Below are 15057 nucleotides of genomic sequence, written 5' to 3'. Positions count from 1 at the left end.
ACGACCGAATGTGATCAAGCGGCCCATTGTTCACAACGGGCCGCCTGATTATCCCGCAAGCGTATGGAGTGTCTCCGTCGGGGACCGCCTCAGCGGTTTGAGAGCACGCTTTCGATCGCACCGGCCGCCGCCTTGACGATGGTGTCGGCTTCGTCCCGCGTCAGGCAAAGTGGCGGAGCAAAGCCGAGAATATCGCCCTGCGGCATGGCGCGGCCGATGACGCCACGCTCGAGCAATGCTGCTGCTACTTGCGGACCGATCTTCCGCGCGGGGTCAAAGAACTTGCGATCGTCCTTGTCTTCCACAAACTCGACGGCTGCCATCAACCCATCGCCGCGGACCTCTCCGACATGTTTGTGACTGCCGACCGCCTTGGCAAGTTCGGAACGGAAGTAGGCACCCGTTGAACCCGAGTTTTCGACGAGGCCAAGTTCGTCAACCAATTCGAGATTGGCGATGCCGGCGGCAGCGCAAATAGGATGTGCCGAGTAGGTCCAGCCATGGCCAATGGCGCCCATCTGGTCGGATCCCTTGACGAGAACCTCCCACATCTTGTCGGAAACGATGCTGCCCGAAAGTGGCGCATAGGCCGAGGTCAGGCCCTTGGCGATGGTGATCAGGGCCGGCTTCATGCCGTAATGATCGGAGCCGAACATGGTCCCGAGACGACCGAAGCCCGTGACGACTTCGTCGGCGACGAGCAAAACATCGTATTTGTCGAGAACGGCCTGGAACTTCTGCCAATAGGTTTTCGGCGGTGGAACGATGCCGCCGGTGCCGAGGATCGGTTCGCCGATGAAGGCCGCTACCGTCTCAGGGCCTTCGGCAAGGATCAGTTCTTCCAGCCTGTCGGCGCAATGTTGCGCGAACTGTTCTTCGCTCATTGACCGGTCCTCGCGGCGGAAGAAATAAGGAGCTTCGGTATGAAGAATGGGCGCCCGCGGCAGGTCGAAGGCCTTGTGGAAGAGTTCAAGACCGGTGAGGCTGCCCGTCATGACGCCCGAGCCATGGTAGCCGCGCCAGCGCGAGATGATCTTCTTCTTTTCCGGGCGACCGAGAATGTTGTTGTAGTACCAGATCAGCTTGATGTTGGTCTCGTTGGCATCGGAGCCGGAGAGACCGAAATAGACGCGGCTCATGCCTTCGGGCGCACGGTCGATGATCATCTTGGAAAGCGTGATCGATGCCTCCGTGCCATGGCCGACATAGGCGTGATAATAGGCAAGGTTCTTGGCCTGCTCGGCGATTGCGTCGGCGATTTTCTGGCGACCATAGCCGACATTGACGCAATAGAGGCCGGCAAAGGCGTCGAGGCTCGTCTTGCCGTTGGTATCGGTGATGTAAACGCCATCGGCACCGGTGATAACGCGGGTCGGGGTTTCGCCGCGCGCATGCATTCCCATATGGGTCGAGGGATGGAAGAAATGATCCCGGTCCCAGGCGTTCAGGTCGTTGCGCTTGTCTAGCATGGTTTGGTTCCTTTTTCCGTATCAGGAGCGTCAGGCTGTGGTGTCGACGCAGATATATTTGAGCTCGGTGAAGGCCTCGATGCCGTGGCGTGAACCTTCCCGGCCGAGGCCAGATTGTTTCCAACCACCAAAGGGGATCGGACCACCGGTGATCTTCACGCGGTTCACAGCCACCATGCCGTATTCCAGCGCCCGCCCGAGCCGCATCTGCCGCGCGCCGTTGCTCGTGACCACATAAGCGACAAGACCATATTCCGTGTCGTTGGCGCGAGCGACGACCTCCTCCTCCGTGTCAAAGGCGGTCACAGCCGCAACGGGTCCGAATGTCTCCTCATGCATGATGAGAGCGTCCGTGGAGGGATCGACGAGCAAGGTCGGCTGGAAGAAGAGGGCCCCAGCCGAGTGGCGTTTCCCACCAACGACAAGCCTTGCGCCATGCTTCAGGGCGTCGGCGACCTGTTCTTCGACTTTCGCAATAGCTCGCTCGTGCATGAGCGGGCCGATATCGACAGCATCGGTCAGTCCATTGCCGACCTTCAACGCTTGGATGCGCTGGCTGAATGCGGCGACAAAGGCTTCCATGATCGGACGCTGAACGAAGATGCGGTTGGCGGCGAGGCAATCCTGGCCGGAGGTTGCGAACTTGGCGTTAACAGCGATGTCGACAGCGCGATCGAGATCTGCATCGTCGAAAATGACCAAAGGCGCATGACCGCCCAGCTCCATAATGAGGCGCTTCATGGTCGCGGCGCATTGACCGGCGATGAGCCTGCCGATGTCGGTCGAGCCGGTGAAGCTCAATGCCCTCACTCGCTGATCATCGCAAAAGGCACCGACGATGGTTGCCGCATCGCCCGTAAGCACGTTGAAGACGCCCCCGGGGAGGCCGGCGCGTTCGACAAGTTCGGCCAGCGCCAGCGCCGACAGTGGTGTTTCGGACGAGGGATGGGCAACAACGGTGCAGCCGGCGGCAAGCGCCGCAGCTGCCTTGCGAGTGATCATGGCGGTCGGAAAGTTCCAGGGTGTAACGATGCCGACAACGCCAAGCGCTTCCCGGCGGACGATCATTTCAGCGCCCGGCAGATGGCTCGTGACACCCTCTGCATTGATGCGCTTGGCTTCCTCGGCATACCACTCAACGAACCCCGCTGCATAATCGATCTCGCCGCGGGATTCGTTGAGCGGCTTGCCCTGTTCCAACGTCATGATCAGCGCCAGATCTTCGCGTGCCTCGATTATCAATTCGTGCCATTTGCGCAGGATGGATGAGCGCTGCTGAGGCAGAAGTAAACGCCATGCGGCAAGAGCTGCAGCCGCTGTGTCAATGGCCTCGTAGGCTTCTCTTTGGTCGAGGCTGGTAACCCAGCCAAGCGTTGCTGTGGATGCGGGATCCGTGACCTCGAAATTCTTGCCAGCCTTGCCTGCGATCCAACAGCCGCCGACATAGGAGAGGTTTCTCAACAAATGCCGGTCGTTCAGTCTCGACAGGGCTTCATGATAACTGGCACGGGCGTGGAGCGCGGTCATCGGCAAGGTCTCTCTTTCCAGATGACACGATGCTCTCACGGATACTCGCGAGACATTGTCTATTGGTCATGGTCTGAAAGGAGAAAAAAGCTAAAGAAGAAAAAGACTGTAGAGAGTTTCTCTATTCCCCGTCAGGAAGTTCGCCGGAAAGAAGATCCCCCACCGGAAGAACGATTTCTTCCTTCACGGTTTTGGTGACGATGTAGGTGAAGTAACGCTCGATGCCGAGATCGCGATCAAGCAGATTGTCGATTAGGCGTTGATAAGCGTCGATATTCGACGTTGTAATCTTCAGGATATAATCCACGCCGCCCCCGACAGCCCAGCAGGCGACGATTTCCGGGATGGACGCAATCGCCCGCTCGAAGCGCTCGAAGTCGGCCTGTCGATGATTGGTCAGGGTGACTTCCACCATGACGCTGGCGACGGACGCCAGCCGGCGTAGGGACAGCTTCGCATGATAACCGGTGATGATTCCTGCTTTTTCCAGCTTGCGCAGGCGCAGCCAGCATGGTGTCGGTGACAGTCCCACCTTGTCCGCCAGTGCAAGTTTGGTGATGCGGCCATCACGTTGAATGGCGTCCAGTATACGCAGGTCGATCGCGTCAAGTTTCATGTTCAAAAGATTGCTTGCACCACTTCAGATCTCAAGACCAATGGCATCTGAAGGTGAGACTGACAAGCATGCTGGCGCTCATGAGCATGATTTAAAGATACCATCTTGTCCGCTTTCAGGAGCATGTCTGCGGCCGCGTCGACCTTGATTGGATGTTTGGGGCTACAAATTTCCAACGAAAGCTGAGCGGAAGCCACAGATAGATGACGGACGCTGCGTTCCGTTTCCTGGCCCACGATGGTGAGCTGGCTAGATTGATTGGCGCCTTCGATTGATCTTCGACGTCGCTGGGTAAGCCGGAACATTGGCCGCGAAGCCTGAAGACAACGATCTCGACGCTGCTCCAATCGCCTGTGCCCATTGTCACCCTGTGGGGTGAGGACGGCATCATGATTTACAACGATGCCTATTCGGAGTTCACAGCGGCGCGTCATTTGCCGGCAAGCGCCGGAAGGCGGCATGTGCGCCGTCACGTTAAGAGCTCTTTTGGGGGCCGGCATTGAAGGCTTTGGCTGTTGCTTATAGTGTGATGTCAGGATAACCAGTAGCACTCAATTCTGGTAGGATAGCGCTCTCCTGCGAGCAGGTCCGCGGCGGCCACATCGAACAGCCTGCAAAAATACAGCGTACTGGATCCCAGCAGAATGCCGCTTCTCGCATCTTTCCATCGCTTTCCGCGTTTCCTCGCGCTGGCTGGCATCCTTCTCGCCTTCAATGCATGTGCCGGACGCCCCGGGCCGGATGTTCTCAAGGTCGTCTCGACAAAGGATGTGAGGACGAAAGAGGTTATGATCTACACGGCGACGACCCGGGCAAAGGACAAGAAAAACGATAACGGATTTTCGACGGGACGGGCGGAGGATCTGAACTACGCGAAATATACGATATCGATCCCGCCGGACCACAAGGCTTCGACAATCGAGTGGCCGAAAGGCAAACCGAATGCAAAAACCGACTTCGTTGTCACATCTCAAAGCACGCTGACGGCGCCTGCCTTTAACAAGGATGTGGTCGTTCAACAGGGAAAGCGACGGCCTGTCGGCATATTTGTGCATGGATATAACTATACGTTTCAAGAATCGCTTTTCAGGCTGGCGCAGATGGCGACCGACGCGAACATTGACGCCGTTCCCGTTCTATTCGCCTGGCCATCTCAAGGTGCCCTCACGGGCTACATTGCCGATCGCGAATCCGTGCTCTATTCCCGAGATTATCTCGCCTCGCTTCTGATCTCTCTCTCAGCTGATCAGGCGAACGGCGACCTCATCCTGTTTGGGCACAGTATGGGTGGCTTTTTGATCATGGAGACGGCACGGCAACTCAAACTCGAGGGACGGGATGACGTCTTGTCGCGGCTGAGCATCGTGCTCGCCGCGCCGGACATCGACGCCGATGTTTTTCGAAAGCAGATGGACGTGATTGGGAAAATGAAGATACCGCTCACCCTGCTGGTTTCCAAAGACGATCGCGCGCTTGCCGCTTCCAGTTTTCTTGACGCCGATCATCCAAGAGTAGGCCGCTTTGATATCGATGACCCCCTAATCAGGGAGACTGCAGTTGAATACGGGATCAAGGTCGTTGACATTACCTCGGTCAAGGGGACGGACGGCCTTGGTCATGATCGCTTTGTGAGCCTAGCCAAGCTGTATCCACAACTGGCATCGCTGGACGGTGCAAAAGCGAACCGATCGCCGGCGCAGGTCGGGGCTTTCATTTTCGACGCAGCGGGAGCTACGATCGCCAGTCCCTTTCGATTGGTCAGTAAAGTCGTCAGTCCGCAATAGGGCACTCCGCGGCTTCTCTATAGGAGCTGCGGAAGCGAGCCGCCGTTATGCGTCGGGCGGAATATGGGAATCGACACCCATTGTACGCAAATTGTTGCGAACCTCGATAACACCTGCCACCGATCGGACAAGCGTTTCAACATTTCGAGCAACCCGAGCTGTGTCGACGCTGCCCTCCAAGGTGACGATGCCATTCTCGGCCCTGAGGTCGATACCGTCGGCATCGATATCATTGTCCCCGGCAAGACGCTCGGTTATTTCGGCTTCCAGTTGATCGCTATCTATTCTGTCTGCTGAAAGGGGCCCGAGAGTGTGGGCTGTGTCTTCTTCGGAACCTGTCGCGTCTGCCGCGTCGATGATGAAACCGGAGCTAGGCTCTTCGTCGAAGTTTGCAGCGGTGTCACCATATGCCGTGTTCTCGGGGTTGGACGAGGACTTGGCGTCTTCATCCGAATATGGCCATCCTTCGCGCTCATCACGCTCCTCGTAGTCTCGATAATCTTCTTCTCGCGACAACGGCTTCCGTTTATTGGGTTCTTTCATATCGATCTCCTTCTTGAGGAAGGCCAGAGGATGCACGCACCGTCTGACCCGCTAGATCATCCGGTCACGGACCGGCGCGAGGTTGGGGAAGTCAGGTTACCAGTCCCGATCAGGTCTTCCTCCTCATCGCGTTGAGATCCCCCAAGCGCGGCTGCAGCCGAGGCAATGAATGCGCCGATGAGGAGTGACAGAGCGCCAAGCAATGCGGTTGTGGCCGCTGATTTGCGAGCATCATCAGCCACTTTCTGGGCAGCGACCTTGGCGTCGTCGATACGCTTCAAGACTGTGTCTACACGCGCCTTGGCATCGTCAGTCGACAACCCGGTTCGGGCGGCAACGATCGTGGCAAGGTAGGTCTTGTCGTCGTCGGGAATCTGTCCCTGGACGGCACCGTTCAGCAATATGCCTGAGACCTCGGCAATTGCGGCATTATCATTGCTCGTGGCGCGTTGCGGGTTTTTGTCGGGGCGCAGCAATGCGTCGGTAAAATAGGATACCGAAGGATTTGCATTCGAATACGCAGAAGACGTGGCGGTGACGGCCGTTGATGCTGCAGTACCGATTGCGCTACTGCCGGTGGCGGCGAGCGACGTCAATGACAAGGCAAGAAAGCCAGCGACAAACAGGGTAGCCAGAGCCCAACTGACGAACCCGTGAGCGGTGTCCCGGAAGAATACCTCGTCAGTGTGAACCGCAGCCCATTTTGTTCGAAGTCGACCAGTGAGATAACCTCCGAGTGCGGATGAAAGCCACTGCACGATCACGAGCCATATTGCGGACGAGATCGCTAACGAGCCAACCGATGCGCTTTGACCCTGCCAGGGAGAGACCATGGTCAGCCCCACGCCACTACCAAGCAAGAGCAGAATGAGGCTGATGCCTGTCGCAGCGACGGCGCCGCCGATGATCGGGCCCCATGTCAGTGCCGATTGTGAGGATTCGACGGGGATTGCACCCGGCGCGTCTGAAATTGACATGCTCGTCTCCTATCGCATGAAGATAACGAGGAGGATGACGATGGGGAGTGGAATACCCAGTAGCCAAAGAAGAATGCCGCGACCCATGACTGTAAACTCCTCTAAAGATTTTGATTTTCTTCATGTCAGCAACGCGGACGGCAACTGCTTGTTCCCTTCTAGGAAACAATTGACCGTTTCGAATTGCCGCCGTCGTCTTGCCGGCTTTCGAGTTGCGATCACCGCATGCATCACTGTCTGCCGGCCCGCGGCGGATCAGAGCACGAGGTCGCGATAAGGTAAGACACGAGTTACGGAGACGCGTGTGACACCGGAGGCAAGGCAGCCGTGCAGCTGATCCGGTCCGCTGCAAAGACCATTCCTGGAGAACCTACGGATTTCCGTTGTCTTTGCTTTTATTGCCAGTGCGGTCCTTTTTGGCCTTCGCTTCAATCGCCAAGGCTTCATCGGCCTCCTTTTCAGTTTCTTCATGCTGATCTTCGGCTCGCTGCCAGTGATCAAGGTGACGCCCTTCTGGCCGTCCCTCTTCCTCCCAGATCCGATAGGCTCGTTCGCGGCGACTTTCTTCGCTGTTGTCCATTGAATTTGCTCCTTGTTGTCCGGATACGGATTCGATCCTGCCAAGTCCGAGGACGGGCATTTTTTAAGGCCATGAATTCTGACGTATGACTGGGGAGGGCGTGTCTTGCCGTCCTTTATCGATGCGGCATATCTTTCGTCAGCTCATGGAAAGAGGGTGCGCGACGTTTTGCCTTCATGAGCAAATCGAGTTCGATCGCCGAAGGTCCGAACCGGACGAAGAGGTTTTCGGCGATATCGTCATCGAGGCCGTACTTCTTCTGGAATTCCGCCAGTGAGTAGGGCGCTCCCCTTGTCGGTCGGCGTCGCAAAGCCTGTTGTGTTTCCATCCCCGGAATCTCCTTTGTTGTGACCATACAAATCGATGGGGCGGCTGAAAGTTCCCTCCTGATCAAAATACAACTGCAGGCATTTGGAATACCATCCAGGTCGGCGTCCAAGTTCCTGCAGTTGCATTCTTTTTAGCTGCCCTAGGCTTTCTGGAACAAACAGCCATGTCGCACACTTCACTGGCACCGCGACCGACAAATCGTCCAGTCCCGGCTTCTGCTGGGAGGCAGCCATGAGCGGTTATCAAATGGACGACAAAAGTGCTGTGGTGGAGTCTTCAAAGCCGAGAATTCTGGAAATTCTCGGGCCAGGTTTGGTGACTGGTGCCTCGGACGACGATCCGAGCGGAATAGCGACATATTCACAAGCCGGAGCGCAGTTCGGCTACACGGCTAGCTGGACCCTGATCTTCACCTATCCACTGATGGTGGCGATCCAGATCATCAGTGCCCGCATCGGCAGGACCACGGGGCGGGGATTGGCCGGCAGCATGGCGAAATGCTATCCGGGCTGGGTCGGCATGGCTATCACCGTCCCGCTTCTGATTGCCATTATCATCAATCTTGGCGCTGACCTCGGGGCGATGGGCGACGCGGCGAAGCTGTTGGTGAATGGCTATGCGCTCTTCTATGTCGCCGCTTTCGGCGTCATATGTGTCCTTCTGCAGGTGCTACTTAAATACAAGCGTTACGTCGCGGTTTTGAAGTGGTTGAGCCTGGCATTGCTGTCCTACATTGCGACGCTGTTCGTCGTGCATGTCGACTGGTCGAGCTTTGGGCGCGGACTGGTGCTGCCGACATTCAAGATGGATCCAAGTTATTGGTCAATGATCGTCGCGATTTTCGGGACGACCATCAGCCCCTATCTGTTTTTCTGGCAGGCCTCGCAGGAGGCAGAGGATCTGAAGGAAAAGCCAAAAGAGGAGGCGCTGACCGAGCACCCTCAAGAGGCGAAGAAGGCGAACACTCGAATTACTCTGGATACGCTGATCGGAATGGCCGCATCCAATGTCGTAGCACTGGCTATCATCACGACGACGGCCGCCACGCTCAACAAGGCGGGCAAGACGAATATAGAGAGTTCCATCGATGCGGCGAAAGCCATCGAGCCGCTTGCCGGCCATTTCGCTAAAATTATCTTCGCGACTGGCATTATAGGAACCGGTCTTCTGGCCGTGCCAGTTCTTGCTGGATCGGCGGCATATGCCGTCGGCGAAGCCGCGCGCTGGAAAGTGGGGCTGTCGCGTGAGCCGAGCGAGGCAAAGGCGTTCTATACCACCGTCGGGCTGGCGACTGTCATTGGTATGCTGCTGAATTTTACCCCTATCCCGCCGATGAAAGCGCTGTTCTGGAGTGCCGTGATCAACGGAGTGGTCGCTGTTCCCGTCATGGTCATTCTGATGCTGATCGCGTCCAATCAAAAGGTCATGAAGCAATTTGTCATCGGCAGAGGCTTGAGGGTTTTGGGTTGGGCGTCATGTCTCGCCATGTTCTTGGCAGTTGTCGGTATGGCAGTGACGGCTTTTTTCTGAAAGCGGCCGTTGCCAGGCCCCATTAAACTCGTCAAGTCAGAGAGGCAGACATGTTCGACGGCTTTGAGCTTGCCATGATCGATGTGGGGGCGGGGACCTTGCGTGTTCGATATGGAGGCTCGGGACCGCCGCTGCTGTTACTCCATGGGCATCCTCGCACGCACATGACATGGGGCAGCGTGGCCGATCTGCTTTCGCCGCACTTCACCGTGATCTGTCCCGATCTAAGAGGCTTTGGCAAGTCGTTTCAGCCTGCGGACGAAAAAGACAACAATGGTTCGTCAAAGCGCGCCAAGGCGGGCGATTGTCGCAATCTCATGAAGGCGCTCGGGCATGACAAGTTTGCGGTGGCCGGACATGACCGCGGCAGCTACGTGGCCTTTCGGCTGGCGATGGATTTTCCCGACATCATCGAGAAGGTCGCCGTTATCGACAGCATTCCCATCATCGAACATCTCGACAGAATGGACTGGCAGTTTGCGCGCGATTGGTATCACTGGTTCTTCTTCGCGCAGCCGGAAAAGCCCGAGCGAGCGATCAATGCCAAACCGCTGGCATGGTACGACAAGATTGTTCCAGACATGATGGGGCACGATGCCTATGCCGATCTTCTCGCTGTGATCCATGATCCCGCTGTTGTTCACGGCATGATCGAGGATTATCGGGCCGGACTTACCGTGGATCGGGAGCACGAACTGGAAGACCGGGCGGCTGGAAGAAAGATTGCCTGTCCCTTGCTCTGTCTATGGTCGAGCCGCGACGATCTGGCGGTGCATTTCGGCGACCCTCTGGCGATATGGCACTCATGGGCCAACAATGTTCGCGGCCACGCTATCGACAGCGGCCACCATGTTGCGGAGGAGAATCCGACCGCTCTTTCGAACGCGCTGCTGCATTTCTTTCGAGAGCGCTGAGCATTGACATCGGTTCGCCTGGTATCGAGTGGCTCGGCTCGAATAGCTCCAGGGAACTCGCGAGGCTTACCGGAGTTATGGAGAGCATGGACCAGATGATCTCCACCGTTGATATTGCGATCCCCGCGGCCGAAGCGGCACTTTCCTCTGGACTCATTTATATCTCCGATCTGGAAAATGGCATCAGTCGGAGGCAGGGAGCGAATGGGTTTCGCTATTATATGCCGGACGGGCGCCGGATCACCAGCATCAGAGAAATCGCCCGTCTGAACGCATTGGCCATTCCTCCGGCCTATGTGGATGTCGTGATCTCGGAAAATCCTCGCTCTCACCTGCAGGCGATCGGAACAGATGCCCGCGGTCGCAAGCAATACCGCTACCATGCGGATTGGCATTCAGAGCGTGGTCGAGCCAAATTCGACCAACTCGTTGCGTTCGCTGATCGTCTTCCCGATATCCGGGAGAGGGTTGACGCCGATCTGCGTTCTCGCGGCCTGACCATGAACAAGGCCTTGGCGACATTGGTCTGGATGTTGGACAATCTCTACATTCGCGTCGGCAACGCAGCATATGCGGAAGCAAATAGATCCTATGGCCTCACCACCCTTAGAAATCGTCATGTCCATGTTGAGGGAGGACGTGTCAGATTTCGCTTCAAAGGGAAGTCCGGCAAGGAATGGAATCTCGTCCATACCGATCGTCGAATTGCCAATGTCGTGCGGCAGTTGCAGGAGCTGCCCGGACAGCAGCTTTTCCAATATGTCAGCGAAGAAGGTAGTTTCCGGCAAATTTCCTCGCAGGATGTGAACGCCTATATCCGGGAAGCCTCCGGAGGTGAGTTCACCTCTCGTCAATTCAGAACCTGGGGCGCTACCTGCATGGCGGCGGTGCTTCTCGCGCCGTTGGAGGTCGAATCATCGGAACGAGCCATTGCGCGCCAGATCAACGAGGCGATTGATATCGTCGCATCAAGGCTAGTCAACACGCGCTCCGTCTGCAGATCCTCCTATATCCATCCAGCGGTCTTCGACGACTTTAAGCGCGGGAATCTGCGCGCGCTCTTGAAGATTCGGACAGACAGCGAGCGCTTGCTTCAATGGATGGACCTGGAAGAGATTCGCGTCCGGCGCTGGCTCAAGAGGCGGGCTGAAGCAACCTCCGGCCAAGCAGGCGATTTCGTGGGTCACGCCAACGATCTTGTCGTCTGCAGATCGCCCCAGGCAGGAAGCCCATGCGCACCATGATGCTCATCATTTTCGGCGTGCTGGTCGCCTCCGTCCTGGCCATTCTCGTCATCAAGCCGTTTAGCTCGACCGACGGCCGAGACCCTGGTGCCGTCACGCATGGCCCTATCGAACAACCGGAGCCGAAACCTTGACCTCAAGGGTCTAAGGCTTAACGCTCGCGCTCATTGAGGTCGATCTGGCCTTTCTCAGCCAGGATAGGCAACGCGATGTAATGTTGTGTCTCGTTCATTTCCTGCACAGTGACCAGCGTCCCGCCGCGCTCGAGCGCGGCTGCATACGCGGCTCGTTGTTCTTCGTGAAAGAATATTCCCGTGAGGGCATCCAGAAAACCGAGATGGTCGACAGGGTCGGCATTCGGGCGGTTGCCTGGTGTCATGGTGACGGCGTCTCTGGGTATGCCGGCATCTATAAGCGCTTGCACTGCAGCTTCCGCATCATATTCATCGTCGAAAAATGCAGTGAGTGCATAGGAGCCGATCTTGCTTTCGTTGCTCATGATACTTCCTCCATTCGTATGGTCTTCCAGACATAACGAAGGGCAGGGGTGAGGGTTCCCAAAGGAGAAGACCACGGCGGGGATGGAACAAATTGAACCGCGATCAGTTCGTCTTGGGATTAGCCCGAAACCATTGCGAGCCTCCCCCCAATGCTCGAGAGACTTACTTTTTGCCGCGCAGGCCCTTCGTCTGAATATGAGCACGCGCAATTCAGCGCGCACGGCCAAAGTTTCCTTCAGCACTGATCCGTCGCTCGCAAGCGAACCCCAGAAGACAGGTCATATCATGGCTGACAATCAATCGACTACGATGGACATGCCGCAGGACAGACCGATGCGAAAGGCCGCCGGCGAAGCGGATCGCCAACCGACCGCCTCACAAGCGAAACAACCATCATTCATCCGTCGTCACCCTTTCTGGATCGTGCTCGGCATTGTCGTGGTTGCAGTCTTGATTGTTGCGTCATGGTTCGCCTGGAAGATCTATTTTTACCCCTATGAATCGACCGATGATGCCTTCGTCGATGCGCGCAGCTTCTCGGTTGCCTCCAAGGTTTCAGGCTATGTCGCCGATGTTCCGGTCACCGATAACCAGCATGTCCAGGCCGGTGACGTTATCCTGAAGATCGCCCCGCGCGATTATCAGATCGCTCTTGACCAAGCGAACGGGCAGGTGGAGGTCGCCAAGGCCTCTGTTGACAGCGCAAGCGCGCAAATCGAGGCTTCAAACGCCTCTGTCGACGTTGCGAAGGCGCAGCAGAATTCTGCGGAAGCCGCCCTTCAATATGCGCAGCAGGAAGCCACTCGCCAGCAGCAACTGAGCAAGACCGGATCCGGCAGCGTCCAGTCCGTGCAGCAGGCAACGGCAACGCTTCAGCAGGACCAGTCGAGCCTTGCACAGATGCAGGCGAACGTCACTTCGGCGCTGAAAAACAAAGTCGTCTCCGAGGCACAGAAATCCAGTGCGCTCGCGAGCCTCAAGCAAGCGCAGGCGCAAGCCGAGGAGGCCGAGCAGAACCTGAGCTACACGACAATTACCGCAGCCCAACCGGGTCGTGTCGTTCGCCTCACGGGGGCCAAGGGACAATATATCGATGCCGGTCAGGCGATCTCGATGTTCGTGCCCGACGAGATCTGGATCACGGCAAACTTCAAGGAGACGCAGTTGACGGATATGAGGCCGGGCCAGCCCGTCGATGTCACGCTCGACGCTTATCCCGATCACACGATGCACGGCACGGTCGCCTCCGTCCAGCCCGGATCCGGCACTGCCTTCTCGCTGCTTCCTGCTGAAAACGCTACCGGCAACTATGTGAAGGTTACCCAGCGCGTGCCCGTCAAGATCACCGTCGACCAATGGCCGGCGGACGTGGCCATTGGTCCCGGCATGTCTGTGGTCCCGACGGTAACGGTTCGCCCGAGGACTTAGGATGAGCGGGGCAAGCACAGCAGACGGAGCCGCCTCCTCATCATCCCCCCGCGCCATCAATCCCTGGCTGATCGCGATGGTCGTGTCGCTGGCGACGTTCATGGAGGTGCTGGACACCACGATTGCCAATGTCGCGCTTCGCTATATCTCAGGCGGCCTTGCCGTCAGCTCCGACGAGGCGTCGTGGGTGGTGACGACCTATTTGGTGTCCAACGCCATCGTGCTTGTCGCCAGCAGCTATCTTTCGGAACGTTTCGGGCGGCGGCGGTTCTATCTCCTGTGTCTCGCCACATTCACGATCGCCTCGGTTCTGTGCGGCCTTTCCTGGAATCTGCAGACATTGCTGCTGTTCCGGGTCATCCAGGGGTTCGCCGGCGGCGGCATGATCCCGACCTCGCAGGCGATCCTCGCCGATGCCTTTCCGCCGGCAAAGCGAGGACAGGCCTTCGCACTCTTCGGTGTCGCCGTCGTGGTCGCGCCAGTTGTGGGACCGACGCTGGGCGGTTATCTATCGGATAATTTCTCCTGGCACTGGTGCTTCCTCATCAACGGTCCCGTCGGCATTTTTGCTTTCGCGCTCGTCTATGCCCTATTGAAGGAGACGCCGGAAATTGAACGGAAGCGCCAGGAGTTTCGCAATAGCGGTATCCGTTTTGATCTCGTCGGCTTCCTGCTGGTTGCCACCTTTCTAGGCTCGCTCGAACTCACCCTCGATCGCGGGCAGACCGAGGATTGGTTTGGCTCCGGCTTCATCATCTCGACGACGGTAATATGCGTTCTGGCGTTCCTTCTGGCCATCCCCTGGGTCTTGACCAAGGCCAATCCGATCATCGACGGGTGGCTGCTCGGCACGCGGCAATTCGGGGCCTGCTTCATCGTCATGATGGCAACCGGTGCCATCCTGATCGCCACCACGCAATTTATCCCGCAGGTGGTGCAGGAGAATTACGGATATACCGCCACCTGGGCCGGTCTCGCCCTGTCACCCGGCGGCCTCGTCACGATGGCCATGATGTTCGTCGCGGGGCGTCTCAGTTCTGTGATCCAGCCGAAATACATGATCGCGGTCGGTGCGGCGATCATCGCGGTGTCCATGTGGCAGCTCACCTCGCTCTATCCTGGCCTCAACTTCGGCTTCTTTGTCTGGTCTCGCCTTTATATTGGACTTGGCCTGCCGTTGATTTTCATCCCGATCACCTCTGCCTCCTATTATGGCCTGCGGCCAGACCAGACCAATCAGGCATCGGCCATGATCAATGCTGGCCGCAACATCGGCGGATCGATCGGCGTGTGCATCGCATCCAACGTGCTGGCGCACCGCCAGCAATGGCATCAAAGCCGCCTTGTGGAGCATGTCGTGCCATCCTCGCCGGCCTATCATGAGACGCTGCAAACCATGTCGCGCTATTTCGCAGAAAAGGGGGCGACCACGGCGGATGCGCAGGCACAGGCAACTGCTTGGATCGGCCAGCAGGTGCAAACCCAGGCGAGCTTTCTGGCCTATATCGACGTTTTCCATGTGTTGATGCTGATCGTACTTTGCGCCATTCCGCTCGCCCTGATCCTCAGCAATGTCGATCTGAAGGAAGGTGGCGGCGGAGGCGTGCATTGAGCC

At 57.4% G+C, this 15057-nt stretch carries 15 protein-coding genes; 7 read left to right on the top strand and 8 right to left on the bottom strand.

Features of this window, described 5'->3' with window-relative positions:
* Positions 1-89: 89 nt before the first annotated feature.
* The 3 genes from ACQZ6F_RS28310 to ACQZ6F_RS28300 all read right to left on the bottom strand — a co-directional run bounded on the left by ACQZ6F_RS28310 (position 90) and on the right by ACQZ6F_RS28300 (position 3612).
* A complete protein-coding gene (locus ACQZ6F_RS28310; RefSeq protein ID WP_449095093.1) occupies positions 90-1469 on the bottom strand; it encodes an aminotransferase in 1380 nt (459 codons plus the stop codon).
* A 30-nt stretch (positions 1470-1499) separates the two neighbouring features.
* On the bottom strand, positions 1500-2996 hold the full coding sequence (locus ACQZ6F_RS28305; RefSeq protein ID WP_449095094.1) for an NAD-dependent succinate-semialdehyde dehydrogenase: 1497 nt from the start codon (positions 2994-2996) through the stop codon (positions 1500-1502).
* A 121-nt stretch (positions 2997-3117) separates the two neighbouring features.
* The gene (locus tag ACQZ6F_RS28300; RefSeq protein ID WP_068396503.1) at positions 3118-3612 is read right to left on the bottom strand and encodes an Lrp/AsnC family transcriptional regulator; all 495 of its coding nucleotides are present in this window, start codon (positions 3610-3612) and stop codon (positions 3118-3120) included.
* Positions 3613-4256: 644 nt separating this feature from the next.
* On the opposite strand from ACQZ6F_RS28300, the gene ACQZ6F_RS28295 reads away from it, so the two are divergent.
* A complete protein-coding gene (locus ACQZ6F_RS28295; protein ID WP_449095095.1) occupies positions 4257-5396 on the top strand; it encodes an alpha/beta hydrolase in 1140 nt (379 codons plus the stop codon).
* A 45-nt stretch (positions 5397-5441) separates the two neighbouring features.
* Here ACQZ6F_RS28295 and ACQZ6F_RS28290 read toward each other — a convergent pair whose 3' ends face one another.
* The 4 genes from ACQZ6F_RS28290 to ACQZ6F_RS28275 all read right to left on the bottom strand — a co-directional run bounded on the left by ACQZ6F_RS28290 (position 5442) and on the right by ACQZ6F_RS28275 (position 7824).
* Complete coding sequence (locus tag ACQZ6F_RS28290; RefSeq protein ID WP_449095096.1) at positions 5442-5939, bottom strand: BON domain-containing protein; 498 nt, start codon at positions 5937-5939, stop codon at positions 5442-5444.
* 56 nt (positions 5940-5995) lie between these two features.
* Positions 5996-6916: a hypothetical protein gene (locus tag ACQZ6F_RS28285; protein WP_449095097.1), complete on the bottom strand. Its 921-nt coding sequence runs from the start codon at positions 6914-6916 to the stop codon at positions 5996-5998.
* Positions 6917-7286: 370 nt separating this feature from the next.
* A complete protein-coding gene (locus tag ACQZ6F_RS28280) occupies positions 7287-7496 on the bottom strand; it encodes a DUF2934 domain-containing protein (RefSeq protein WP_449095098.1) in 210 nt (69 codons plus the stop codon).
* 115 nt (positions 7497-7611) lie between these two features.
* Positions 7612-7824, bottom strand: a complete 213-nt coding sequence (locus ACQZ6F_RS28275; RefSeq protein ID WP_077472298.1) for a hypothetical protein — start codon at positions 7822-7824, stop codon at positions 7612-7614.
* Between the two features lie 233 nt (positions 7825-8057).
* Between ACQZ6F_RS28275 and ACQZ6F_RS28270 the strand changes: the two genes are divergently transcribed.
* The 4 genes from ACQZ6F_RS28270 to ACQZ6F_RS28255 all read left to right on the top strand — a co-directional run bounded on the left by ACQZ6F_RS28270 (position 8058) and on the right by ACQZ6F_RS28255 (position 11648).
* Positions 8058-9356: an NRAMP family divalent metal transporter gene (locus ACQZ6F_RS28270; RefSeq protein WP_449095300.1), complete on the top strand. Its 1299-nt coding sequence runs from the start codon at positions 8058-8060 to the stop codon at positions 9354-9356.
* Between the two features lie 50 nt (positions 9357-9406).
* A complete protein-coding gene (locus ACQZ6F_RS28265) occupies positions 9407-10270 on the top strand; it encodes an alpha/beta fold hydrolase (RefSeq protein ID WP_449095099.1) in 864 nt (287 codons plus the stop codon).
* 86 nt (positions 10271-10356) lie between these two features.
* Positions 10357-11514: a DNA topoisomerase IB gene (locus ACQZ6F_RS28260; RefSeq protein ID WP_449095100.1), complete on the top strand. Its 1158-nt coding sequence runs from the start codon at positions 10357-10359 to the stop codon at positions 11512-11514.
* Positions 11502-11648, top strand: a complete 147-nt coding sequence (locus ACQZ6F_RS28255) for a hypothetical protein (RefSeq protein WP_169055387.1) — start codon at positions 11502-11504, stop codon at positions 11646-11648. The genes ACQZ6F_RS28260 and ACQZ6F_RS28255 overlap by 13 nt, the downstream gene beginning before the upstream one ends.
* A gap of 17 nt (positions 11649-11665) precedes the next feature.
* Here ACQZ6F_RS28255 and ACQZ6F_RS28250 read toward each other — a convergent pair whose 3' ends face one another.
* Positions 11666-12013, bottom strand: coding sequence for a hypothetical protein (locus tag ACQZ6F_RS28250; protein WP_449095101.1), 348 nt, complete (start codon positions 12011-12013; stop codon positions 11666-11668).
* 286 nt (positions 12014-12299) lie between these two features.
* Between ACQZ6F_RS28250 and ACQZ6F_RS28245 the strand changes: the two genes are divergently transcribed.
* Together ACQZ6F_RS28245 and ACQZ6F_RS28240 are read left to right on the top strand one after the other, a co-directional pair.
* Positions 12300-13442 carry an HlyD family secretion protein gene (locus ACQZ6F_RS28245; protein ID WP_449095102.1) on the top strand — a complete coding sequence of 381 codons (1143 nt, stop codon included), beginning with the start codon at positions 12300-12302 and terminating at the stop codon, positions 13440-13442.
* Between the two features lies 1 nt (position 13443).
* Positions 13444-15054, top strand: coding sequence for a DHA2 family efflux MFS transporter permease subunit (locus tag ACQZ6F_RS28240; protein WP_449095103.1), 1611 nt, complete (start codon positions 13444-13446; stop codon positions 15052-15054).
* Positions 15055-15057 lie beyond the last annotated feature (3 nt).

It is taken from the genome of Rhizobium sp. A22-96 (assembly GCF_053521805.1).
The sequence above is the reverse complement of the archived record's forward strand: the minus strand, read 5'-3'. Positions and strand labels throughout refer to the sequence as shown.

Coding starts and splice junctions, on each gene's coding strand:
- ACQZ6F_RS28285 (WP_449095097.1), bottom strand. CDS start 6,916: ATGTCAATTTCAGACGCGCCGGGTGCAATCCCCGTCGAATCCTCACAA.
- ACQZ6F_RS28275 (WP_077472298.1), bottom strand. CDS start 7,824: ATGGAAACACAACAGGCTTTGCGACGCCGACCGACAAGGGGAGCGCCC.
- ACQZ6F_RS28260 (WP_449095100.1), top strand. CDS start 10,357: ATGGACCAGATGATCTCCACCGTTGATATTGCGATCCCCGCGGCCGAA.
- ACQZ6F_RS28295 (WP_449095095.1), top strand. CDS start 4,257: ATGCCGCTTCTCGCATCTTTCCATCGCTTTCCGCGTTTCCTCGCGCTG.
- ACQZ6F_RS28245 (WP_449095102.1), top strand. CDS start 12,300: ATGGCTGACAATCAATCGACTACGATGGACATGCCGCAGGACAGACCG.
- ACQZ6F_RS28250 (WP_449095101.1), bottom strand. CDS start 12,013: ATGAGCAACGAAAGCAAGATCGGCTCCTATGCACTCACTGCATTTTTC.
- ACQZ6F_RS28280 (WP_449095098.1), bottom strand. CDS start 7,496: ATGGACAACAGCGAAGAAAGTCGCCGCGAACGAGCCTATCGGATCTGG.
- ACQZ6F_RS28270 (WP_449095300.1), top strand. CDS start 8,058: ATGAGCGGTTATCAAATGGACGACAAAAGTGCTGTGGTGGAGTCTTCA.
- ACQZ6F_RS28265 (WP_449095099.1), top strand. CDS start 9,407: ATGTTCGACGGCTTTGAGCTTGCCATGATCGATGTGGGGGCGGGGACC.
- ACQZ6F_RS28240 (WP_449095103.1), top strand. CDS start 13,444: ATGAGCGGGGCAAGCACAGCAGACGGAGCCGCCTCCTCATCATCCCCC.
- ACQZ6F_RS28310 (WP_449095093.1), bottom strand. CDS start 1,469: ATGCTAGACAAGCGCAACGACCTGAACGCCTGGGACCGGGATCATTTC.
- ACQZ6F_RS28290 (WP_449095096.1), bottom strand. CDS start 5,939: ATGAAAGAACCCAATAAACGGAAGCCGTTGTCGCGAGAAGAAGATTAT.
- ACQZ6F_RS28255 (WP_169055387.1), top strand. CDS start 11,502: ATGCGCACCATGATGCTCATCATTTTCGGCGTGCTGGTCGCCTCCGTC.
- ACQZ6F_RS28300 (WP_068396503.1), bottom strand. CDS start 3,612: ATGAAACTTGACGCGATCGACCTGCGTATACTGGACGCCATTCAACGT.
- ACQZ6F_RS28305 (WP_449095094.1), bottom strand. CDS start 2,996: ATGACCGCGCTCCACGCCCGTGCCAGTTATCATGAAGCCCTGTCGAGA.